Consider the following 22,317-nt stretch of genomic DNA (forward strand, 5'->3'; position numbering starts at 1 on the left):
CTCCGGAGGTGAGGGAGGGAGAGGAGGGGAACATGGGTCAGCCCTTGACCGCGCCATGCATGATGCCGCCGGTGATGTGGCGGCCGAGCAGGGCGAAGGCCAGCAGCAGCGGCAGGGTGCCCAGCAGCGCACCGGCCATCACCACCGCCTGGTCGGGCACATAGCCTCGGCCCAGGCCGGTGAGCGCCACCTGGACGGTCGGGTTCTGCTGGGTCAGCGCGATCACCGGCCAGAAGAAGTCGTTCCAGGACTGGACGAAGGAGAGCATCCCCAGCACCGCCATGGCCGGCCGGGCGACGGGCAGTACCACATGCCGCACCAGACGCAGGCTGCCCGCACCGTCCACCCGGGCCGCCTCGATCAGCTCGGTGGGCAGCGCCCCGGCCAGGTACTGCCGCATAAAGAACACCCCGAAGGCGCTGACCAGGGCGGGCAGCACCACCGACGGCAGCCGGTCCACCCAGCCCAGCCGGGCGACGAGCATAAACAGCGGGACCACGGACAGCTGGGGCGGCACCATCATGGTGCCGATCACCACCGCCAGCAGGGTCCGGCGGCCGGCGAAGCGCAGCTTGGCGAAGGCGAAACCGGCCAGGGTGCAGCACAGCACCGTGCTCAGCGCGATGGTGCCGGCCACCACCGTGGTGTTCAGCAGCGCCCGGCCCAGACCGGCCTCGCTCCAGGCCCGCCCCAGGTTGTGCGGCAGCCGGGTGCCGAAGAGCAGTGGCGGCGGGGTGGCGGCCAGCCGGGCGTTGTCCTGGGAGGCGGCCACGGCCGTCCACACCAGCGGGAAGAGCGAGCCCGCGGTGAACAGCGCCAGCACGGTATGGACCACGGCGGTGGCCCGGCGGCCGGCGGTCCTCATGGCCACCGCCCCCGGCCGAGCCGGCGCGCCGACAGGGCGCAGACGGCCCCGGCCGCCAGCAGGATCAGGAACATCGCCCAGGCCACGGCCGAGGCCCTGCCCAAGTGGTAGTGGAACCAGCCCTGTTCATAGAGGTAGAGCCCCAGCGTCTGGAACTGCCGCGCGGCCCCGCCCTTCTGGCCGCCCGCCCCGCCGAACAGCAGGGGCTCGCCGAAGAGTTGGGTGGCGCCGATGGCGGACACCACCAGGGTGAAGGCGATGGCCGGCCGCAGCGCGGGCACCGTGACATGGCGGAACTGCCCCAGGCGCGAGGCCCCGTCCAGCGCCGCCGCCTCGTACCGCTCCTCGGGCACCGCCTGCAGGGCCGCCAGATAGATCAGCGCGTTGTAGCCCGTCCACCGCCAGATGACGATCGAGGACACCGCCAGCCGCGCGCTCCAGGTGCCGTTCTGCCAGTCCACCGGCCCCAGCCCCACCGCGCCCAGCGCCCAGTTGACCAGGCCGTAGTCCCGCCCGTAGAGCATGACAAAGACCAGCGAGGCGGCGGCGACCGAGGTGGCGTACGGGGTGAGCAGCGCCACCCGCCAGAAGGTGGCGGCCCGCAGCCGGTAGTGCAGCAGCTGTGCCAGCCCCAGGGCCATCAGCAGCTGGGGGACGGTCGACAGCACCCCCAGGATGACGGTGTTGGCCAGCGCGTTCCAGAAGAAGTCATCGGTGAGCAGCCGGAGGTAGTTGTGTGCCCCCACCCACTCCATCCGCTCCGGGGCGGTCAGCTCCACCCGGTGCAGCGAGGTCCAGCCGGTGTAGAGCAGCGGGAAGAGGCCGAAGGCGGCGAAGCAGAGGAAGAAGGGGGCGAGGAAGACATAGGGGCCGCACTTCACCCCCCATCGGTGGCGGCGGCCGCCCGGCCTTCCGGTGGGCGGCGCGGCGGGCTCCTCGGCCGTGGTGGCCGTGGCCGTGGCCGTCATGGGTCCACCGCGTTGTGGATCTCCCGCTGGGCCGCCGCCCAGGCCGCCGCCGGGGACCTGCCCTGCTGCTCGGCCTGGGGAATGCCCACATCGATGAAGGCGGAGCCGATCTGCTGCTCATCGGGCCCGATCACCAGGGTCGGCACCCCGCGGGCCGCCGCCGCGAAGATCCGCCCGGTGGGGGCACCGCCGAAGTAGGGGTTATGGGCGCCGGCGACCTTGGGCATGGCGTAGGAGGCCGGGGTGGAGGGGATGCTGGCCTGCTTGGCGAAGAGCGCCGCCTGCTGCTCGGGCGCGGTCAGCCAGACGGCCAGCGCGATGGCGGCCGCCCGGTGCCGGCCCGCCCGGGGCACGGTGAGGAAGGAGCCGCCCCAGTTGGCCGGCCGGGGGGCGGCCGCCACATCCCAGACACCGCGGCCCGCCTCCCCGGACTTCTCCTTGATATAGCCCAGCATCCAGGGCGGACAGGCCACGGTGGCGAAGCGACCGTTGGCATAGGCCTGGTCCCAGGGCTTCTCGAACTGCTTGAGGCGCGCGGTCAGTCCGTCCCGTACGGCCCGCATGGCCAGGTCCCAGGACGTCCGCAGGGCCGGGCTGTCGGTGAAGTGCGGGTGGCCGGCGCGGTCGTAGTAACGCTCGGCGTAGCCGTGCAGCACGGCGTTGAACAGCCCCGCCGCCGAGTCGGTGAAGACCGTGCCCGGGGGAGCGTGCTCGCGGTAGGCGCGGCCGGCCGCGAGGTAGCGGCCCCAGTCGCCGGCCCACAGCCGGCCCACCGCCTCCCGGCCGGTGGGCAGCCCGGCCTTCCGGAAGTAGTCCTTCCGGTAGCACAGGGCGACCGGGCCGATATCGGTGCCCAGCCCGATGGTCCGGCCGTCCGGGGCGGTGGCCTGGGCCCACTTCCAGTCCAGCCAGGCCGACCGGCGCACCCCGGGGGCGTGGCCCAGGTCCTCAAAGAGACCGCCCCGGGCGGCCGCCACATCATGGATGCCGCCCACCTCCACGGCCTGGATGTCGGCCAGCCCGCTGCCCGCCGCCAGATGGGTCAGCAGCTGCGGGTAGTAGACATCATTGCGCTCGATCACGCTCTCCTTGATCGTGATCTCGGGGTGCAGCCGCTGGTACGCCGCGTAGAGCCCGGCCTGCTGGTAGCCGAAGACGCCGAAGGTGCCCACCGTGAGGGTGGTGGTCCGGCCGTTTCCGCCGCCCCGGGCGCAACCGCCGAGCAGCGCGGTCAGGAGCAGCGCGGTGACCAGCAGCACGGCCGGCGGCGCCGCCCGGCGGATGCGGATGCTGCCGCGCATGGCGTCCTTCCCGGCGCCCGTGGGCGCATGGGCGGTCAACTGGGCTGGGAGCGGGGAGGTTTGTTCTGAAAGGTTGCCGTATCTGGGCGGAGAGTCAAGGACGCGGCGGCCGGACGTGTGACGTGGTCAACACCGGGCATCGGCGAACCGTTTTCCCGAAACCGGTTCTGTTAACTCTTGGCTTATGACTGATCGCATTCCGTGGCGCACCGCCGTCACCCTCAGCCTTGCCGCCCTGATGCTGTCCGCCGCTCCCGCCGCCCTCGCGTCCGGCGGGCAGGGGGCCGACGGGGGAGGAGCGGGTGGGCAGGGCACCGCCCCGGCCGGCTGCCCGGCCGGCAGCCTGTGCGCCTACAGCGGCCGCAACTACACCGGCAAGGTCACCCGGCTGACCGGGGACAGCAAGGACCTCACCGGCAACCGCGACCTGGCGCATGTGGAGTCGCTCTACAACCACGGCCGCAGCGAGGTGACCGTCTGGGAGCACCGGGAGTTCAAGGGCCGCTCGGTCACCCTGGCCCCCGAGCATGGGCAGAAGGAGCTCAATAAATCCTTCGGCCATAAGTTCCAGTCCCAGCGCTGGGGCAGGACGGCCCGCGGCTGACAGCCCTTCAGCGCACAACGACCGAGGCCCGGTCCGCGAGTGCGGACCGGGCCTCGGTCTGATCAGGGTGAGTAACGGGACTCGAACCCGCGACATCCTGGACCACAACCAGGTGCTCTACCAGCTGAGCTATACCCACCATGTCCGGCGTTTGTTTCCGTGTTTCCCACCGGCCGAGAAGAAGTCTACAGGGTCCTGAGGGGTGCTCGCTCCCGGCTTTCGGTGAAGCCGGGAGCGAGCTACGTCACTCTCCGGGCTCGGCCAGGACGTGCTTGGCCGAGATCGCCTTCGCGGTGTCGGAGTCCGGGCCGGGCTGCGGTACGAAGACCGCCTCGCGGTAGTAGCGCAGTTCGGCGATGGACTCCCGGATGTCGGCCAGCGCCCGGTGGTTGCCCGCCTTCTTGGGGCTGGCGAAGTAGGCCCGCGGGAACCAGCGGCGGGCCAGCTCCTTCACCGAGGAGACATCGACGATCCGGTAGTGCAGGTGGCGCTCCAGCTCCGGCATGTCCCGCAGCAGGAAACCGCGGTCGGTGCCGACCGAGTTTCCGCACAGCGGGGCCTTGCCCGGCTCCGGGACGTACTCGCGGATGTACTCGAGGACCCGGCGCTGCGCCTCCTCCAGCGTCGTCCCGCCGTGCAGCTCCGCGAGCAGCCCGGAAGCCGTGTGCATCTGGCGCACCACCTCGGGCATGGTGGTCAGGGCCTCGGCGGGCGGGCGGATGACGATGTCCACACCGTCGCCGAGGATGTTCAACTCGGAGTCGGTGACCAGGGCGGCCACCTCGATGAGTGCGTCGTCCGACAGCGAGAGCCCGGTCATCTCGCAGTCGATCCACACCATGCGATCGTTCATGTGACTCACCCTACGGGGCGCTCTCGCTGGCCGGGCAGGTGCGGGCTGTAGAGATCGGACTCCGGTTTGCCGGGTTCCACCGGATTCGTCCCATGGCCCATCCCATGCCCCAGACCATGCGGTCCCTGCCCCGGCCCCGGGTGGAGGCCATGCCCGCCGTGGTGCTGCTGCCCCGGACCCAGCGGCCCGCCGGCCACCGAGTGCGCGGCGGCCAGCGCGGCCCGCCGCCCGGCCAGCACCGGGGACTCACCGGAGCGCGGCTCACCGATCTCCGGCCGGTCGAAGCGCTCGCCCCGCTCGGTGCGGTCCGCGCGCTCCGGCCGTTCGCCCCGCTCCGCCCGGCCCTCCCCGGCCTGCGGCCGGCGCGCCCGGTAGGCCGCCCGGTAGGCGGCCGGGGACGAACCGAGCTGGCGGCGGAAGTGCCCGCGCAGCGCCACCGGCGAACGGAAGCCGCAGCGTCCGGCGACCTCGTCCACCGAGTAGTCCGAGGTCTCCAGCAGCCGCTGCGCCTGCAGCACCCGCTGGGTGATCAGCCACTGCAGCGGAGCGCTGCCGGTGAGCGAGCGGAAGCGCCGGTCGAAGGTCCGGCGGCTCATATACGCACGGGCGGCCAGCGTCTCCACGTCGAACTGCTCGTGGAGGTGCTCCAGCGCCCAGGCGACGACCTCGGCCAGCGGGTCGGCGCCGATCTCCTCCGGTAAAGACCGGTCGAGATAGCGCTCCTGGCCGCCACTGCGCCGCGGTGGCACCACCAGCCGGCGGGCCAGGGCCCCCGCGGCATCGGCGCCGTGGTCCGTGCGGACGATGTGCAGGCACAGGTCGATGCCCGCCGCGGTGCCCGCGGAGGTCAGTACGTCACCGTCGTCGACGAACAACTCCCTGGGGTCCACATGGACCGAGGGATAGCGCTTGGCGAGCGTGGGCGCGTACATCCAGTGCGTGGTGGCCGGTCTGCCGTCCAGCAGACCCGCCGCGGCCAGTACAAAGGCCCCGGTGCACAGTCCCACGATGCGGGCGCCCTCCTCATGGGCCCTGCGCAGGGCGTCCAGTGCGGCGGGCGGTGGCGGCTGGGTGATGGACCGCCAGGCGGGCACCACCACGGTGCCGGCCCTGGAGAGTGCCTCCAGCCCATATGGTGCGGTCAATTCCAGGCCGCCGGTCGTTCGCAATGGCACATCTTCACCCGCGCACACCAGCAGGCGATAGCGGGGAACTCCGGCGTCCTGTCGGTCGATTCCGAACACGGAGAGCGGAATGGAGCTTTCGAAGATGGGGCCGCCGCTGAAGAGCAGTACGGCGACGATCTCACGGCGGCGGCGTCCGGAGAGCTTGCGCACGGTCTCCGGTACGGTCGTGGAGTCCTGGCTCATGGCGCTAAGCCCCCCTCGGCGGTCGAGTCCTCTCGGTCCTGCACGTTTCCCCTCGGTCCTGAACGGTTCCCCCGCCGGTCATGGCCAAGATCGAATCTACTGGGTCAGACGAAGTCGCGGTGACCAGTTCACCACCTGGCTCTATGTCGACATGACAACTTGGCGCGAAGCGTTCGATCACGAAGCGTTGCACTTGCAGGGCCCGCTGAAAAGTACGCCTCTCGCCCCTGCCCAATCCCCGTAGGGTGCAACCGCCCGCGACGACGCCTTACTTGCTGGTCGACCGGCTGTTGGGGGGCACTCAGGCCAAGCTGAGGGCTCCGGCTCGAAGTTGGCCGAAAAGCTATGGGTCGTTATGGCCGATGGCTCAGTCCAATGCGGTACCCGAGCCCGGATGACGGGTTCCGCGGTGCGTCCTGGAGCCGGTGCGGCCGTGCCGGCCGCGGTGCGGGGCCGACTGCTCGGCCCAGGCCCGGCCGGTGGCGCGCTCGGCCTGGCGCAGCAGCGCCCGGCAGGCGCAGGTGACGGCCACCAGCCCGGCCGCGCAGCCGGCGGCGCCACCGAAGGACTGACCGCACATCAGCAGAACCACGGGTACCAGGACACAGCTGAAGACCGCCCAGCGGACCACGTCGCTCACCGGATCGGGCGATTCCCGCTCGGCGGCGTCGTCCTGGGCGTCATCACGGGTTCCGGGCACTTAAGCGGCTCCCTGCTGGCGGCTGCTGGCGGTAGTACAACGGCCGCCCGGCGTGTGGGTCACTCGGGAGGCGGGCAGGGGTGGTGAGACCGGGGCATTGCGCTCCGCGTCGGCCTCGTGCATGCTCCGGTGAACGCTCACTTCGTCACCATCCGAACCGTTGAGGGAGACCGTGTGCCGCAGTCGTCGGCTCGGCGCCCGCCGCCTGCCCGCCCGGTGCGGCGGCGTCCCGCGGTGTCGTCGGACGGGCGGCGCCGGGGGTCCTCGGTGTCCGCCGGCCCCCGGTCCTGGAGCCGTCACGCCCCTGGGCACCCGGTGAGTGGGGCCGTACCCTGGGGGGTAAGCCCTTGAAAAGATGAATCCCGGACGGATTCTCTCTGCCGTCCGTCGTGCACCGCGTGCACCGACAACCGCACCCAGTCCACCGCCGATTCCCTCCGCAAGAGGACTTCCCTCGCCGAGACACCCCATGGCCGGTCACGAATTCCCCGAACCCGCGGACCGCAAGCGGGTCGCCGATCAGACGGCGCACCCCGAAGCGGCGGAAGAATCACGTCATTCCTGCGACCCGGCGTTCCAGCACGGTGTCGTGGTGGGCTTCGACGGATCCATGTCCAGCGAACGAGCGCTTGCGTATGCAATCGGCATGGCCCGGCGCTCGGGCTCAGGGCTGATCATCGTCCATGTCGCCAACCGGCTGCCGACGACCGTCTGGGCGGGCTGTGAGCCGCCGGTCTTCGTCGATGTGCCCGATCACCGCACCGAGGTGCTGGGGTTGGAGCTGGCGTGTGCGGACCATCTGTCCGAGGTGCCGTGGATCCTGGTGGAGCGCGGCGGCGACATCTGCCATGAACTCGAGGAAGTGGGGCGGGAGTACGCGGCCGACGCCATTGTGGTGGGCACCACCCATGGCATTGTCGGGCGGATCTTCGGCTCGGTGGCGGGGCGGCTGGCGCGGCGGGCGCAGCGGCCCGTGGTCGTCATCCCCTAGCGGCCCCTGCCGGCCTCTGACGGTGGCCTTTTTATCGCGGGGCGTCAACTTGCCTGTGTGACAAGGGTGATGATCTGCGGCGTCAAGGAAGCGATGCTCAACCTACCCATGCGTAGGGGTGGATGGTGCCCCCACCGCGGGTAGAACTCCGGCAAGTGCGTGCCGCCGGACGGGAGGTGACGGTTCCCGGGGCCGGTGGCATCACCGCTGGCGCCCTGGCGCCGGCACCGGGGAGGCGGCCTCCCCGCGCGCCTGGTGGCACGCGCGGGGAGCGCCGTCTGCCGTCGGGGTGACCGCCTATCGCCGCGGGGGACAGGCCCGCTCCTGGGCGATCACCCCGGTCTGGGGGCTACTCGACGGTGACGGACTTCGCCAGGTTGCGCGGCTTGTCGATGTCGCGGCCCATGGCCTTGGCCGTGTAGTAGGCGAGCAGCTGCAGCGGGATGCCCATCAGGATCGGGTCCAGCTCGTCCTCGTTCTTGGGCACCACGATGGTGTGGTCGGCCTTCTCCTGCTCCTGGTGCGCCACGGCGAGGATGCGGCCGCTGCGGGCCTTGATCTCCTCCAGGGCGGCGCGGTTCTTCTCCAGCAGCTCGTCATCGGGCACGATCGCCACGGTGGGCATGGCGGGCTCGATCAGGGCCAGCGGGCCGTGCTTGAGCTCGGAGGCCGGGTAGGCCTCGGCGTGGATGTACGAGACCTCCTTGAGCTTGAGCGAGGCCTCACGGGCGACGGGGTAGCCGCGGACCCGGCCGATGAACATCATCGACTTGGCGTCGGCGTACTCCGCGGCCAGCTTCTCGATCTGCTCCTCGTTGGCCAGGATCTCGGAGATCTGGGCGGGGAGCTTGCGCAGACCCTCGATGATCCGCTTGCCGTCGGCCACCGACAGGTCGCGGATGCGGCCCAGGTGCAGGGCGAGCAGCCCGAAGGAGACCACCATGTTGGTGAAGCACTTGGTGGAGACCACACAGACCTCGGGGCCGGCGTGGACGTAGATGCCGCCGTCGGTCTCCCGGGCGATCGCCGAGCCGACCACGTTCACCAGGCCCAGGACCCGGGCGCCCTTGCGCTTGAGCTCCTGGACGGCGGCGAGGACGTCATAGGTCTCACCGGACTGGGACACCGCGATGTAGAGGGTGTCCGGGTCCACCACCGGGTTGCGGTAGCGGAACTCGGAGGCCGGCTCGGCGTCCGAGGGGATGCGGGCCAGCTCCTCGATCATCTGGGCGCCGATCTGGCCGGCGTGGTACGAAGTGCCGCAGCCGAGGATCTTGACGCGGCGCACCGCGCGGGCGTCGCGGGCGTCCAGGTTGAGGCCGCCCAGGTGCACGGTGGAGAAGCGGTCGTCGATGCGGCCGCGCAGCGCGCGGTCCACGGCGTCGGCCTGCTCGTGGATCTCCTTGTGCATATACGTGTCGTGGCCGCCCATGTCGTACGACTCGGCCTCCCACTCCACGGTGGTCGGCTGGGCCGAGGTGGCGGAGCCCTCGGTGGTGTACGTGCGGTACTCGTCGGCCTTGAGGGTGGCCATCTCGCCGTCGTCCAGGGTGACCACCTGGCGGGTGTGGCTGACCAGGGCGGCGACGTCGGAGGAGACGAACATCTCCTTCTCGCCGATGCCCAGCACCACGGGGGAGCCATTGCGGGCGACGACGATGCGGTCCGGGAAGTCGGCGTGCAGCACGGCGATGCCGTAGGTGCCCTCGATGTGCCGCAGGGCCTCGCGGACCTTCTCCTCCAGGGTGGCGGCCTGGGAGCGGCCGATGAGGTGGACGAGGACCTCGGTGTCGGTGTCCGAGAGGAAGGTGATGCCCTCGGCGGTGAGGCGGGTGCGCAGCTCGGCGGCGTTGTCGATGATGCCGTTGTGGACGAGCGCGACCTTCTCCTCGGCGTCCAGGTGAGGGTGGGCGTTGACGTCATTGGGGGCGCCATGGGTGGCCCAGCGGGTGTGGGCGATGCCGGTGGTGCCGTTGAAGCGCTTGGGCAGCCGGGCCTCGAGCTCGCGGACACGGCCCTTGGCCTTGGCGGACTTCAGGCCGCCGGTCTTGCCGCCGGCGTGCAGGGCGATGCCCGCGGAGTCATAGCCGCGGTACTCCAGGCGCTGGAGGCCCTCCAGCAGCAGCGGGGCGACATCGCGCTTACCGATGTATCCGACGATTCCACACATAGGTGACCCTCCCTGGGCAGGCGTTCATGGGTGCTCACTGACCAGCCGCGGCGGTGCGGCGCTTCGGCGGTCAGCCGTAGACGATGCGGCGCAGTTGCCGCAGTGAGAGTTCGGGCGGGGACACCGCACGGTGCGGCAGCTCGGCCGCGATCCGTTCGAAGATCTCCGCGTTGACCATGCCGCCGGACTGCAGCTCGCGGTGGCGGCGGCGGACGAACTCCTCGGTCGTCTCGTCGAAGTACGCCAGCACGTCCAGGACCACCCGGGCGGCCTCGCCGCGCTGTAGCGGCGTGCTGCGCACCAGGTGATCCACCAGGTCGTCATGGGACATACGGCGTTCGAGCACCCGTTGATCCTGAGGGGTAGGCGTCACTTTCGCAAGAATTCTGCCCGAATTCGGGCAGGTCTGGACCTTTGCGGGTGTCGAGTGATCTAGAAGCGCTTGAGGATGGCCTGCTTGGCGGCGGCGAACTCCTCGGTGGTGAGGATTCCGCTGTGATGCAGTTCACCCAGCTCGCGCAGTCGGCGCAGCAGGGCGTCATGATCGGAACCGGCCGGATCCGGGTCCTGGCCGGCGCCGGAGTGCGCGGCGGGCAGTGGCGGCACCAGGAAGGCCGGTTCCTCGCGGGGTTGGCGGGGGTGTGGCAGCCGGGCCGTCACCGCGGCGGCGAGCAGGGCCATCAGCCCATCCTTCTTGAAGCCGAACAGCTCCACCGCGTGCGGGTCGTGCTTGGGCGGGGCCTTGCTGGGCGCCTGGGGGACCACAAAACGCAGATAGCCGTTCTCCAGGCCGGCGCCGGGCACCCACTCCACGGCGGCGATCTCGGTCAGGGGCAGGGTTCGCGGGCCGCCGGAGGACTTGCTGTCCTCGGTGAGCCAGTTCCACTCCAGACGGACCCGCTCGCCGTCGAAGGAAACGGTGCCGTCACCGGCCGCCACCGACAGCGGCAGGGCCGGCCCGGGCAGCAGATAGCGGTCCAGCGGGCCGTCCGGCACCTGGTCCAGGAGCAGGGCGTTGCGCACCTCGTCCGCGAAGTACTCGGCGACGCCCGAGCGGTCCGCCTCCACCCTCAGCTGATACGGGTCGGCGGCCTCCGGCAGCCGGCCGCGGGTCACCTGGCTGAGCGGGTCGGCGCCCTCGCGCAGCCGCAGCCTGAGCCGGCCGCCCTTGCGGCCGGGCTCATAGGAGACGCCCGCCAGGGCGGCCAGCGGTACGGCCAGCTCGCCCAGGGTCTGGCGGACCAGATGCACGCCCCGCTCCCGGCCCGGGACGATACGTATGGTGCTGCCGTCGAAGGTCCAGCTGCCGTCCCTCTGAATGATCTCAGCCATGGGGTGAATTCTTGCAGGACAGGCGAGTTGTGGCGATACGGGCCCGACGGCGCACCGGTGTCAGTCGGTCAGGCCCAACTCTCGGGCGATCAGCATCCGTTGGACCTCGCTGGTGCCCTCCCCGATCTCCAGGATCTTGGAGTCCCGCCACATCCGGGCCACCGGGTACTCGTTCATAAAGCCATAGCCGCCGTGGATCTGGGTGGCCTCCCGGGCGTTGGTGACCGCGATCTCCGAGGAGTAGAGCTTGGCGAGCGCGGCCTCCTTCTTGAAGGGCTCGCCATGGACCAGCCGGGAGGCGGCGTCCCGCCAGGCCAGGCGGGCGGTGTGGGCCCGCATCTCCATATCCGCCAGCTTGAACTGGATGGCCTGGTTGGCACCGATGGGACGGCCGAAGGCGTGGCGGGTACGGGCATAGGCCAGCGACTCGTCGACACAGCCCTGGGCCAGGCCGGTGGCCAGGGCGGAGATGGCGATCCGGCCCTCGTCCAGGATCCGCAGGAACTGGGCGTAGCCGCGCCCCTGTTCACCGAGCAGATTGGCGGCCGGCACCCGGACGTCGGAGAAGGACAGCTCCCGGGTGTCGGAGGCGTTCCAGCCGACCTTGGAGTAGGGCGGGGCGACGGTGAAGCCCGGGGTGCCGGAGGGGACGATGATCGAGGAGATCAGCGGCTTGCCCTGCTCGCTGTGCCCGGTGACGGCGGTGACGGTGACCAGACCGGTGATGTCGGTGCCGGAGTTGGTGATGAAGCACTTGGTGCCGTTGATCACCCACTCATTGGTGGCCTCGTCCAGCCGGGCGGTGGTGCGGGTGCCGCCGGCGTCCGAACCGCACTCGGGCTCGGTCAGCCCGAAGGCGCCCAGGATCTCGCCCGAGCAGAGCCGGGGCAGCCACTGGCGCTTCTGCTCCTCGGTGCCGAAGCGGTAGATGGGCATGGCGCCCAGCGAGACCCCGGCCTCCAGGGTGATGGCCACCGAGGAGTCGACCCGGGCCAGCTCCTCCAGCGCCAGGCCCAGCGCCAGATAGTCGCCGCCCATGCCGCCGTACTCCTCGGGGAAGGGCAGGCCGAACAGGCCCATCCGGCCCATGTCACGCACTATTTCGTAGGGGAACTCATGGCGCTCATAGAAGTCGCCGATCTTGGGCGCGATGACATCGTGGGCGAACTCCTCGACGGTGCGGCGGAGTTCCTCGTGTTCGGGGGTGAGGCGGTGATCCAGCGACATGGCTAGGACTCCTGGTGGGAGAGGGCACGCACGGTGCGGGAGGGGCTGGGCCGGCCCAGCCGGCCGGCCATCCAGACGCTGGTGGCGGTGAGACGGCCGAGGTCGACGCCGGTCTCGATGCCCAGGCCGTGCAGCATCCAGACAAGGTCTTCGGTGGCGAGATTGCCGGTGGCGCTCTTGGCGTAGGGGCAGCCGCCCAGGCCGCCGGCCGAGGCGTCCACGGTGGTGACGCCATGGCGGAGCGCCGCAAGAGTGTTGGCCAGGGCCTGGCCATAGGTGTCATGGAAGTGGACGGCCAGCCGTCCGGTCTCCACGCCCGCCTGGTTGAGGGCGGTGAGCAGGGCGGTGACCTGCCCGGGGGTGGCCACGCCGATGGTGTCGCCCAGGCTCAGCTGGTCACAGCCGAGGTCGAGCAGCCGGCGGCTGACCCTGACCACCTGGTCGAGGGGGACGGCGCCCTCCCAGGGGTCGCCGAAGCACATGGAGAGATAGCCGCGGACGGTGGCCCCGGCCTGCCGGGCGGCGTCCACCACGGGGGCGAACATCTCCAGGGATTCATCGACGGTGCGGTTGAGATTGGCCTTGGCGAAGGACTCGGTGGCACTGCCGAAGACCGCGATCTCACGGACGCCCAGGGCCAGCGCGCGTTCCAGCCCACGGGTGTTGGGCACCAGCACGGGCAGGTGGGCCCGGACGTCGCCGAGCAGCGGCATCAGCTGTTCGGCGTCGGCGAGTTGGGGAACCCACTTGGGGTGGACAAAGCTGGTGGCCTCGATGGTGTCCAGGCCCGCCGCGGCCAGCCGGTGGATGAACTCGGCCTTGACCTCGGTCGGTACGGTGGCCCGCTCGTTCTGCAGCCCGTCCCGGGGCCCCACTTCATGGATGCGCACCCGGCGGGGGAGGGCCGGGTCGGGTACGGCCATGGGAAGTCCGTCGATCATGACTCCTCCTCGGTGGTGGCGGGGGTGACCACGGCGAGGACCTGGTCCATGGCGACCGTGCTGCCGGGGGTGACATCCAGCTCGGTGACGGTGCCGTCATGGGGCGCGGCGATGACATGCTCCATCTTCATCGCCTCCACCACCAGCAGGCTCTGGCCCGCGGTCACGGTGTCACCGACGCTCGCCTTGACCACGGTGACGGTGCCCGGCATCGGCGCGGTGAGCGCCCCCGCATGGGCGGCGGCCCCGCCGGCCCGTTCCGCGACGGGGTCGTGCACGGTGAGGTGCCAGGCGTCGCCGGCGCGGCCGAGCCAGGTCCCCGCGGGGCTTTCCGCGCTGGTGAAGTGGTGGGTGACCCCGTTGAGTTCGAGGATCACGGTGCGGGTGGTGCCCGGAACGGGGAGGGCGTCCCCCGGGCCCGCGACCGGCCGTCCTCGGCCGCCGGCGCCTTCCGGCCCGGACCGCAGGACTGCCCTGACACCCTTGCCGTCCATGGCGCCGAGCGCGGTGGCCGGCGCGGCCCCGGAGGCCGGCTCGTGGTCGGTGGAGTCCCGCTCCACCATGACCTCCGCGCCCGCCGCACGGCCCCGCACCCGCACCCGCACCGGGGCATGGCCCGGCACCTTCAACTCATATATGGTCCAGGCCCGTTCGCCGCCGATGCGCCAGCCGCTCGGTACCGAGAAGGGGTCGGTCCAGCCGGGCCCGGCCGCCGGCTCCAGCTCCGCCTGGCGCAGCAGCGCCGCCGCCGCATATGCCTCGTCGGGGACCGGTGTCTCGGCCAGCACGGCCCCGTCCCGGTCGACCAGGCCCGTGTCCAGGTCGCCGGAGACCACCTCGGGGTGGGCCAGCAGCCGCCGCAGGAAGCCGGTGTTGGTGTCGACGCCCAGCACCACCGTCTCCGCCAGTGCGGCCCGCAGCCGCCGCAGGGCGGTGGCCCGGTCGGGGCCATGGGCGATGACCTTGGCGAGCATGGGGTCGTAGGAGGTGCCCACCTCGGTGCCCTCGGCCAGTCCGGAGTCCACCCGGATGCCCTCGCCGCGCGGCTCGCGCAGCGCCCGGACCGTGCCCGCGGAGGGCAGGAAGCCGCGCGCCGGGACCTCGGCGCAGATCCGGGCCTCCACCGCGTGGCCGGAGAGGGCCACCGCCTCCTGGGTGAGGCCGAGGTGCTCGCCCGCGGCGACCCGCAGCTGCCACTCGACCAGGTCCAGCCCGGTGACCAGCTCGGTGACCGGGTGCTCCACCTGGAGCCGGGTGTTCATCTCCATGAAGTAGTAGGAGGAGGGGTCGTTGCCCGGCACGATGAACTCCACCGTGCCCGCGCCGGTGTAGCCGCAGGAGCGGGCCGCCTGCACCGCGGCGGCGCCCATCGCGGCCCGGGTGTCCGGGTCCAGCAGGACGCTGGGCGCCTCCTCGATGATCTTCTGGTGGCGGCGCTGCAGGGAGCATTCGCGCTCGCCCAGGTGGATCACCTGGCCGTGGCCGTCGGCCAGTACCTGGATCTCGATATGCCGGGGCCGGTCGATCCAGCGCTCCACCAGCAGGGTGTCATCGCCGAAGGAGCTCCGGGCCTCCCGCCGGGCGGCCGCGATCTCCTCGCCCAGCAGGGCCGCCTCGCGCACCAGCCGCATGCCCTTGCCGCCGCCGCCGGCCGACGGCTTGAGCAGCACCGGCATCCCGATCTCCCGGGCGGCCGCGGTCAGTTGGGCATCGCTCAGGCCGCTGCCGGAGGAGCCCGGCACCACCGGTACGCCCGCCGCCCGCACCGTCTCCTTGGCCCGGATCTTGTCGCCCATCAGCTCGATGGCCCCGGCGGGCGGTCCGATGAAGGCCAGGCCCGCCTCCTGGCAGGCCCGGGCGAAGGCCGCGTTCTCGGCGAGGAAGCCATAGCCGGGGTGCACGGCCTGGGCGCCGGTGCGGGCGGCCGCGTCCAGCAGCCGCTCGATGGAGAGGTAGCTCTCGGCGGCCGCCGCCGGGCCGATCCGCACCGCGGTGTCGGCCTCGCGCACATGGCGGGCGTCCGCGTCGGCATCACTGAAGACGGCCACCGAGCGGATGCCCAGCCTGCGCAGCGTATGGATCACCCGGACGGCGATCTCGCCTCGGTTGGCCACCAGGACGGTCTCGAACATGGTCAGCAGTCCCCTCACATCCGGAAGACGCCATAGCCGGGAGAGGCAGGATCCCGTTGCGGCAAGGGCGCGTTGGCACAGGCGGTCAGGGCGAGGCCGAGCACCTGCCTGGTCTCCAGCGGGTCGATGATGCCGTCGTCCCAGAGCCGGGCCGTGGCGTAGTAGGCGTTGCCCTGGGTTTCGTACTGCTCGCGGATGGGGGCGCGGAAGGCGTCCTCCTCCTCGGCGCTCCAGTTCTCGCCCCGGGCCTCCAGCTGGTCGCGCTTGACGGTGGCCAGCACCGAGGCGGCCTGCTCGCCGCCCATCACCGAGATCTTGGCGTTGGGCCACATCCACAGGAAGCGGGGGGAGTAGGCCCGGCCGCACATCGAGTAGTTGCCCGCGCCATAGGAGCCGCCGATGACCACCGTGAGCTTGGGCACCCGGGTGCAGGCGACGGCGGTGACCATCTTGGCGCCGTGCTTGGCGATGCCGCCCGCCTCATAGTCCCGGCCGACCATAAAGCCCGAGATGTTCTGCAGGAAGACCAGCGGGATGCCGCGCTGGTCGCACAGCTCGATGAAGTGGGCGCCCTTCTGGGCGGATTCGGAGAACAGGATGCCGTTGTTGGCGACTATGCCCACCGGATGACCGTGGATCCGGGCGAAGCCGGTCACCAGGGTCTGCCCGAACTCGGCCTTGAACTCGGCGAATCGGGAGCCGTCCACCACCCGGGCGATGACCTCGCGCACATCGTAGGGCGTACGGGAGTCGGCCGGGACCGCGCCATAGAGACCGGCGGGATCGGCCTTGGGCTCGGCCACCGGCTCCACCGGCCAGGGCAGCGGGGCGCGTTGGCCCAGGGTGGAGACGATGGTGCGCACGATGCGCAGGGCGTGGGCGTCGTCCTCGGCGAGGTGGTCGGTGACGCCGGAGACCTTGGAGTGCACCTCACCGCCGCCCAGCTCCTCGGCGGTGACCACCTCGCCGGTGGCCGCCTTCACCAGGGGCGGGCCGCCCAGGAAGATGGTGCCCTGGCCGCGCACGATGACCGCCTCGTCGCTCATCGCCGGGACATAGGCGCCGCCCGCGGTGCAGGACCCCAGGACCGCGGCGATCTGCGGGATGCCGGCCCCGGACATCCGGGCCTGGTTGTAGAAGATGCGGCCGAAGTGCTCGCGGTCCGGGAAGACCTCGTCCTGCATGGGCAGGAAGGCGCCGCCGGAGTCCACCAGGTACAGGCAGGGGAGCCGGTTCTCCAGCGCGACCTCCTGGGCGCGCAGGTGCTTCTTGACCGTCATCGGGTAGTAGGTGCCGCCCTTGACGGTGGCGTCATTGGCGACGATCACCACCTCACGGCCGGAGACCCGGCCGATGCCGGAGATCACCCCGGCCGCCGGCGCCTCGCCGCCGTACATCCCGTCGGCCGCCAGCGGGGCCAGCTCCAGGAAGGGTGAGCCGGGATCCAGCAGGGCGTCCACCCGCTCGCGCGGCAGCAGCTTGCCCCGGGCCGTGTGCCGCTGCCGGGCCCGCTCCCCGCCGCCCAGCCGGGCGGCGGCCAGTTTCTCCCGGAGCCGGGCCACCAGCTCGAGATGCGCGGCCTCATTGGCCTGCCAGGCGTCGGACGCCGGATCTGCGGTGCTGGTCAGCACCGGTGCCTCCTGCATGGACACGAGCTCCCTTGCTCGTTGCGGCCCCGCTTGGGTCGCGAGCCACTCATCGTTGCGATCCACTCATCGAGGAGCCTTGTTAATGAGCGTTAACTCCACGTTCAGGTTAACGCGCGCTAACGAACCTGTCTACACTTTCTTCTGTGAACGACGCAGCCAGCCGAGCCAGGGCGCTCCTCCCCGCCGGCGCCGCCCCCAGCCGCCGTGAGCGGATCCTCCAGGAGGCGGCCCGGCTCTTCGCCGAGCGCGGTTTCCACGGCGTGGGCGTGGACGAGATAGGGGCGGCCGTCGGGATCAGCGGCCCCGGTCTCTACCGCCACTTCGCCGGCAAGGACGCCATGCTGGCCGAGCTGCTGGTCGGCATCAGCGGGCGGCTGCTCACCGAGGGCCGTCAGCGGGTGGCCGCGGCCACCGAGGCGGGTGACGGTCCGGCCGCCGTGCTGGGCTCCCTGATCGACGGGCATATCGACTTCGCGCTGGACGACCGCGCGCTGATCGTGCTGCACGACCGGGAGCTGGGCCAGCTGCGGGACAGCGACCGCAAGCTGGTGCGGTCGCTGCAGCGGCAGTATGTGGAGCTGTGGGTGGAGGCGGTGCGGCAGCTGCGTCCGGGCGTCGCCGAGTCCGACACCCGGGCGGCCGTGCACGCGGTGTTCGGCCTGCTCAACTCCACGCCGCACCTGGGCCGTCCGGGCGCGCTGCCCGGCCGTGACGCGACCGCGGCGCTGCTGCGGCGGCTGGCGCACGGGGCGCTGGCCGCGCTCTCCGAATGACGGTTGCATTCTGGACAGTCAGGTGACCGGCCGGTAGCTTTCCCGGTGACTCCACTGAGCAAGCGCTTAGCCAACACCGGGTCGCGGTGAACCGGCCCGCCCAAGGGGGTAGTTGTGCGTCGCACCGTGTTCAACGACGACCATGAGGCATTCCGCCGGACGATCCGCGAGTTCATCGCCGCGGAGGTCGTCCCCTGCTACGACGACTGGCGCGAGGCCGGAATGGTGCCCCGCGAGTTCTACAAAAAGCTCGGTGAGCTGGGCGTGTTCGGCATCGAGGTGCCCCAGGAGTACGGCGGTGCGGGTGAGTCGAGCTTCAAGTACCAGGCCGTGATCGTCGAGGAGTGCGCCCGGGCCGGGGTGAGCTTCGGCGGCAGCGGGGTGCACACCGCGCTCTGCCTGCCCTATCTGCTCGCCTATGCCACCGAGGAGCAGAAGCGGCGCTGGCTGCCGCCCTTCGTCAGCGGCGAGATGATGACGGCCATCGCCATGACCGAGCCGGGCACCGGCTCCGACCTGGCCGGAATGCGCACCACGGCCAGGCTCTCCGTGGACGGCACCCACTATGTGCTCAACGGCGCCAAGACCTTTATCACCGGCGGCGTCCAGGCGGACCGGGTGCTGGTCTGCGCCCGCACCGCTCCCGCCACCCCCGAGGACCGCCGGGGCGGCATCTCCATCCTGGTGGTGGACACCGCCTCCGAGGGCTACACGGTGGGCCGCAAGCTGGAGAAGCTGGGGCTGAAGACCTCGGACACCGCCGAACTCTTCTTCAATGACGTCCGGGTGCCGGCCGGGGATCTGCTCGGTGAGGAGGGCAAGGCCTTCTCCTACCTGGGGCAGAACCTGCCGCAGGAGCGGCTGGGCATCGCGGTGAGTGCCTATGCCCAGTCTGCCGCCGCGCTGGAGTTCGCCAAGGCGTATGTGCAGGACCGCACCGTCTTCGGCAAGACGGTCTCCTCCTTCCAGAACACCAAGTTCGTACTGGCCGACTGCAAGTCCGAGGTGGACGCCATGCAGGCGGTGGTCGACCGGGCGCTGGAGGCTCATGACGCCGGCGAGCTGACCGTCGCCGACGCCGCCTCGGCCAAGCTGTTCACCACCGAGCGCGCCGCGGTGGTCATCGACAAGTGCCTTCAGCTGCACGGTGGTTACGGCTATATGATGGAGTACCCCGTCGCCCGGCTGTACGCGGACACCAGGGTCAGCCGGATCTACGGCGGCACCAGCGAGGTGATGCGGTCCATCATCGCCAAGTCGATGGGCCTGTGAACACCGTGACCGAGCCCAGCACTCCCCTGGAAGACCTGCTCGACCTGCTCGACCTGGAACGCATCGAGCAGGACATCTTCCGTGGCATCAGCCGCCATGCGCTCATTCCCCGGGTGTTCGGCGGCCAGGTGGCCGCGCAGGCACTGGTCGCCGCCGGGCGCACGGTGCCCGAGGACCGGCTTGCGCATTCCCTGCACGCCTACTTCCTGCGCCCGGGCGACCCCCGGGTGCCCATCGTCTACACCGTGGACCGGATCCGCGACGGGCGCTCCTTCACCACCCGCCGGGTGGTGGCCGTCCAGCACGGGCAGCCGATCTTCCACCTCTCCGCCTCCTTCCAGACCTGGGAGGAGGGGCTGGAGCACCAGGAGCCGATGCCCTTCGCGCCGGACCCGCTCACCCTGCCCGCGCCGGCCGAGATGCTGGCCCGGCACGCCGACCGGATAGGCGGGCCGGCCGTGGTGGAGCGGCTGCTCAGGGCACGGGCCGCGGTCGATCTGCGGTATGTGGACGACCCGCCGTTCGGCAGCGCGGGCGAGCCGCGCGAGCCCAGGTCACAGGTGTGGTTCCGGACCAATGGCAAGCTTGCGGACGATCCTCTGCTCCATGTCTGCCTGGCCACCTATGTCTCCGATATGACCCTGCTGGACTCGGTGCTGCTGGCCCATGGCCGGGGCGGCTGGGTGGTGGGCGATGTGGTGGGCGCCAGCCTGGACCACGCCATGTGGTTCCACCGCCCGTTCCGCGCCGATGAATGGCTGCTCTACGACCAGGAGAGCACCACCTCCCAGGGCGGCCGGGGCCTGGCCCGGGGCCGGATCTTCACCCAGGACGGGCGGCTGGCGGTCTCGGTGATCCAGGAGGGGGTTGTGCGGGTACCGCGCTGACCGGATCCCGGTGGGGCTCTGTCAGTGGGCACTTGTACTCTCTTTACCAAGAGGAGTTGGCCGGGGGAGGTACGAAATGCCCTATGGGGACGGGCGGTTGGGGATGGTGTCGCGGGTGCTGCTGATGGCCGCGGGGGTGGTGGTCATCATGCTGGGGGTGGTGCTGATGTTCTTCTGGCATCAGCGCGTGCTCGAACTCAGCGGCGTCAGACGGTTTATATCGGGGCTGGCGCTGCGGGGCGTCGAGGCGGGCGTGCTGTACGGGGGCAGTTGGCTGGCGGTGCGCGGCTGGAACGGCGGCGGAGCCGCGTCGGGTGACGACCCCGCGCCCCTATAGGAGCCCCGCGTACCACAGCAGATAGGCGGTCATCGGCTCGTAGAAGCGCGGGTCGGTGACATGGTCGTCCAGCGGTACAGCCACCCCCAGGGTGCCCTCCGCCTCGGCGAGGAAGAGGGCCGGGTCGTTGCAGTCGGCGTAGCCGACCGCGTCGATGCCGCGCTGGGCCGCGCAGCCCGCCCAGCCATGGTCGGCGATCACCAGCTCCGGCAGCGGGCGGCCGCTCCGGGCCAGGCCGTCCAGGACAGCGGCCATCGGCGCAGGGGAGTGGGTGTGCCAGAGGGTGGCGCCGCGCTCGTACACGGCCACGTCCGCGACCGGGTGCACCCGGCCCTCGTCGGCGGTCAGGCCCAGCGGGAGGGCGGTGATCTCACAGCCCGCGGCGCGCAGCGCGGCGGCGGTCATCCGGTGCACATCCAGCAGTCCGCCCGGGTGGCCGGTGGCCAGCAGCACCCGCTGCCCGGTCTCCGCCGCCTTGCGCAGGAAGGCGGCGGCCCGCTCCAGCGCGGCCACCGTCAGCTCCGGGTCGATGTAGTCCTGGCCGGTGCGCAGCTCGGGATCGTCGCTGACCCCGCACCGCTCGGCCATCACCGCCAGGACGTCCTGCTCGTCCACCCAGCGGTCGCCCAGGTCCACCCCCAGCCAGTGGAGCCGGTCGCCGTGGGCGAGCTTGCGGTAGTGGTCCAGGCTGTTGGCCCGGGGCGTCGCCACCACGCCCGCGATATGGGTATGGACCAGGTGGTCGAGCAGTTCGGCGCGGCCGGGCACGGACAGCGGTATCGGCATGGGGCCATTCTTCCCCGGGCGGCGGCGCGATGGACGTGGTGTCCATAAAACGAATCCGGATCCTCAGTTCCGTATATGTGCGGGGCCCGGGCCCCTGCCTACCCTCGGGTACGTCCCAGGCAGCGTCCCGAGAGGCTCCACGCATGACCACCGCCGCAGCCCCGCGTGAACCGCGCGGCCCCGTCGACTCCTCCCGCATCCCGCGCTACGCGGGTCCGGCCACCTTCGCCCGGCTGCCGCGCCTTGACGAGGTCGGCTCGGCCGATGTCGCCGTCGTGGGCGTGCCTTTCGACACCGGTGTCTCCTACCGCCCCGGCGCCCGCTTCGGCGGCAATGCCATCCGTGAGGCGTCCCGGCTGCTGCGCCCCTACAACCCGGCGCAGGACGCCTCCCCCTTCGCCCTGGCGCAGGTCGCCGACGCGGGTGATATCGCCGCCAACCCGTTCAACATCGACGAGGCGGTGGACACCATCCAGGCCGCCGCGGACGAGCTGCTGGACACCGGCGCCCGGCTGATGACCCTGGGCGGTGACCACACCATCGCCTTGCCGCTGCTGCGCTCGGTGGCCCGTAAGCACGGCCCGGTGGCCCTGCTGCACTTCGACGCGCACCTGGACACCTGGGACACCTACTTCGGTGCCGAGTACACCCATGGCACTCCGTTCCGGCGCGCCGTGGAGGAGGGCATCCTGGACACCTCGGCCCTCTCCCATGTGGGCACCCGGGGTCCGCTCTACGGCAAGAAGGACCTGGACGACGACGCCAAGATGGGCTTCGGCATCGTCACCTCCGCCGATGTGATGCGCCGTGGCGTGGACGAGATCGCCGACCAGCTCCGCCAGCGCATCGGCGACCGCCCGCTCTACATCTCCATCGACATCGACGTCCTGGACCCGGCCCACGCCCCCGGCACCGGCACCCCCGAGGCCGGCGGTCTGACCTCCCGGGAGCTGCTGGAGATCATCCGCGGGCTGTCCGACTGTCACCTGGTCTCCGCCGACCTGGTCGAGGTCGCCCCGGCCTATGACCACGCCGAGATCACCTCGGTGGCGGCCTCGCACACGGCCTATGAGCTGACGACGATCATGTCCCGACAGATCGCGGCGAGTCGGAGCCAGGCGTAAAGGCCGCGTAAGTCCGGGGCCGCAGGGCGCCAAGG

The 22,317-nt window shown here is 71.2% G+C and carries 21 protein-coding genes and 1 tRNA gene; 7 read left to right on the top strand and 15 right to left on the bottom strand.

All coding sequences use genetic code 11. The features are described 5' to 3' along the window. Window positions 1–37 precede the first annotated feature (37 nt). The 3 genes from ACIHFE_RS00475 to ACIHFE_RS00485 are packed head-to-tail and all read right to left on the bottom strand — an operon-like array spanning window position 38 to window position 3,134. A complete protein-coding gene (locus ACIHFE_RS00475; protein ID WP_400103034.1) occupies window positions 38–865 on the bottom strand; it encodes a carbohydrate ABC transporter permease in 828 nt (275 codons plus the stop codon). After that, window positions 862–1,833, bottom strand: a complete 972-nt coding sequence (locus ACIHFE_RS00480; RefSeq protein ID WP_400103036.1) for a carbohydrate ABC transporter permease — start codon at window positions 1,831–1,833, stop codon at window positions 862–864. The genes ACIHFE_RS00475 and ACIHFE_RS00480 overlap by 4 nt, the downstream gene beginning before the upstream one ends. Further along, window positions 1,830–3,134, bottom strand: a complete 1,305-nt coding sequence (locus ACIHFE_RS00485) for an ABC transporter substrate-binding protein (protein ID WP_400103038.1) — start codon at window positions 3,132–3,134, stop codon at window positions 1,830–1,832. Before ACIHFE_RS00485 ends, ACIHFE_RS00480 begins: the two co-directional genes overlap by 4 nt. Window positions 3,135–3,318: 184 nt before the next feature. Here ACIHFE_RS00485 and ACIHFE_RS00490 point away from each other — a divergent pair, with 184 nt between their 5' ends. Continuing rightward, window positions 3,319–3,738, top strand: a complete 420-nt coding sequence (locus tag ACIHFE_RS00490) for a peptidase inhibitor family I36 protein (protein ID WP_400103040.1) — start codon at window positions 3,319–3,321, stop codon at window positions 3,736–3,738. A gap of 66 nt (window positions 3,739–3,804) precedes the next feature. Here ACIHFE_RS00490 and ACIHFE_RS00495 read toward each other — a convergent pair. The 4 genes from ACIHFE_RS00495 to ACIHFE_RS00510 all read right to left on the bottom strand — a co-directional run bounded on the left by ACIHFE_RS00495 (window position 3,805) and on the right by ACIHFE_RS00510 (window position 6,661). Further along, window positions 3,805–3,877 (bottom strand) — tRNA-His (locus ACIHFE_RS00495). A gap of 105 nt (window positions 3,878–3,982) precedes the next feature. Beyond that, the gene (gene orn / locus ACIHFE_RS00500) at window positions 3,983–4,591 is read right to left on the bottom strand and encodes an oligoribonuclease (protein WP_400103042.1); all 609 of its coding nucleotides are present in this window, start codon (window positions 4,589–4,591) and stop codon (window positions 3,983–3,985) included. Window positions 4,592–4,596: 5 nt separating this feature from the next. After that, window positions 4,597–5,961, bottom strand: a complete 1,365-nt coding sequence (locus tag ACIHFE_RS00505) for a GlxA family transcriptional regulator (RefSeq protein WP_400103044.1) — start codon at window positions 5,959–5,961, stop codon at window positions 4,597–4,599. 367 nt (window positions 5,962–6,328) lie between these two features. Next, window positions 6,329–6,661 carry a hypothetical protein gene (locus ACIHFE_RS00510; RefSeq protein ID WP_400103046.1) on the bottom strand — a complete coding sequence of 111 codons (333 nt, stop codon included), beginning with the start codon at window positions 6,659–6,661 and terminating at the stop codon, window positions 6,329–6,331. A 469-nt stretch (window positions 6,662–7,130) separates the two neighbouring features. Between ACIHFE_RS00510 and ACIHFE_RS00515 the strand changes: the two genes are divergently transcribed. Next, window positions 7,131–7,652, top strand: coding sequence for a universal stress protein (locus tag ACIHFE_RS00515; protein WP_109281267.1), 522 nt, complete (start codon window positions 7,131–7,133; stop codon window positions 7,650–7,652). Window positions 7,653–8,001: 349 nt separating this feature from the next. On the opposite strand, the gene glmS is transcribed toward ACIHFE_RS00515, so the two are convergent. The 7 genes from glmS to ACIHFE_RS00550 form a co-directional block, all read right to left on the bottom strand. Beyond that, window positions 8,002–9,822: a glutamine--fructose-6-phosphate transaminase (isomerizing) gene (glmS, locus tag ACIHFE_RS00520; protein WP_400103049.1), complete on the bottom strand. Its 1,821-nt coding sequence runs from the start codon at window positions 9,820–9,822 to the stop codon at window positions 8,002–8,004. Between the two features lie 70 nt (window positions 9,823–9,892). Then, complete coding sequence (locus tag ACIHFE_RS00525) at window positions 9,893–10,168, bottom strand: hypothetical protein (RefSeq protein WP_109281265.1); 276 nt, start codon at window positions 10,166–10,168, stop codon at window positions 9,893–9,895. A gap of 86 nt (window positions 10,169–10,254) precedes the next feature. Continuing rightward, window positions 10,255–11,154, bottom strand: coding sequence for a DUF4429 domain-containing protein (locus ACIHFE_RS00530; protein WP_400103051.1), 900 nt, complete (start codon window positions 11,152–11,154; stop codon window positions 10,255–10,257). A 60-nt stretch (window positions 11,155–11,214) separates the two neighbouring features. Further along, window positions 11,215–12,375: an acyl-CoA dehydrogenase family protein gene (locus ACIHFE_RS00535; protein WP_400104374.1), complete on the bottom strand. Its 1,161-nt coding sequence runs from the start codon at window positions 12,373–12,375 to the stop codon at window positions 11,215–11,217. Window positions 12,376–12,383: 8 nt separating this feature from the next. Next, window positions 12,384–13,322, bottom strand: coding sequence for a hydroxymethylglutaryl-CoA lyase (locus tag ACIHFE_RS00540; protein ID WP_400103053.1), 939 nt, complete (start codon window positions 13,320–13,322; stop codon window positions 12,384–12,386). Continuing rightward, window positions 13,319–15,454: a biotin carboxylase N-terminal domain-containing protein gene (locus ACIHFE_RS00545; protein ID WP_400103055.1), complete on the bottom strand. Its 2,136-nt coding sequence runs from the start codon at window positions 15,452–15,454 to the stop codon at window positions 13,319–13,321. Before ACIHFE_RS00545 ends, ACIHFE_RS00540 begins: the two co-directional genes overlap by 4 nt. A 14-nt stretch (window positions 15,455–15,468) precedes the next feature. Further along, window positions 15,469–17,100, bottom strand: a complete 1,632-nt coding sequence (locus ACIHFE_RS00550; RefSeq protein ID WP_400103057.1) for a carboxyl transferase domain-containing protein — start codon at window positions 17,098–17,100, stop codon at window positions 15,469–15,471. Between the two features lie 146 nt (window positions 17,101–17,246). On the opposite strand from ACIHFE_RS00550, the gene ACIHFE_RS00555 reads away from it, so the two are divergent. The 4 genes from ACIHFE_RS00555 (at window position 17,247) to ACIHFE_RS00570 (ending at window position 20,372) form a co-directional block, all read left to right on the top strand. Further along, window positions 17,247–17,876, top strand: a complete 630-nt coding sequence (locus ACIHFE_RS00555) for a TetR/AcrR family transcriptional regulator (protein WP_400103059.1) — start codon at window positions 17,247–17,249, stop codon at window positions 17,874–17,876. A 114-nt stretch (window positions 17,877–17,990) separates the two neighbouring features. Further along, a complete protein-coding gene (locus ACIHFE_RS00560; RefSeq protein WP_400103061.1) occupies window positions 17,991–19,148 on the top strand; it encodes an acyl-CoA dehydrogenase family protein in 1,158 nt (385 codons plus the stop codon). Between the two features lie 5 nt (window positions 19,149–19,153). Further along, complete coding sequence (locus ACIHFE_RS00565; protein ID WP_400104375.1) at window positions 19,154–20,035, top strand: acyl-CoA thioesterase; 882 nt, start codon at window positions 19,154–19,156, stop codon at window positions 20,033–20,035. Window positions 20,036–20,111: 76 nt separating this feature from the next. Next, complete coding sequence (locus tag ACIHFE_RS00570; protein ID WP_400103063.1) at window positions 20,112–20,372, top strand: hypothetical protein; 261 nt, start codon at window positions 20,112–20,114, stop codon at window positions 20,370–20,372. On the opposite strand, the gene ACIHFE_RS00575 is transcribed toward ACIHFE_RS00570, so the two are convergent. After that, window positions 20,367–21,158: a phosphatase gene (locus tag ACIHFE_RS00575; protein ID WP_400103065.1), complete on the bottom strand. Its 792-nt coding sequence runs from the start codon at window positions 21,156–21,158 to the stop codon at window positions 20,367–20,369. The genes ACIHFE_RS00570 and ACIHFE_RS00575 overlap by 6 nt on opposite strands. Window positions 21,159–21,301: 143 nt before the next feature. Between ACIHFE_RS00575 and speB the strand changes: the two genes are divergently transcribed. Continuing rightward, complete coding sequence (gene speB, locus ACIHFE_RS00580; protein ID WP_400103068.1) at window positions 21,302–22,282, top strand: agmatinase; 981 nt, start codon at window positions 21,302–21,304, stop codon at window positions 22,280–22,282. Window positions 22,283–22,317: the final 35 nt, after the last annotated feature.

Source organism: Streptomyces sp. NPDC052396 (genome assembly GCF_044593195.1).
GTDB lineage: Bacteria > Actinomycetota > Actinomycetes > Streptomycetales > Streptomycetaceae > Streptomyces.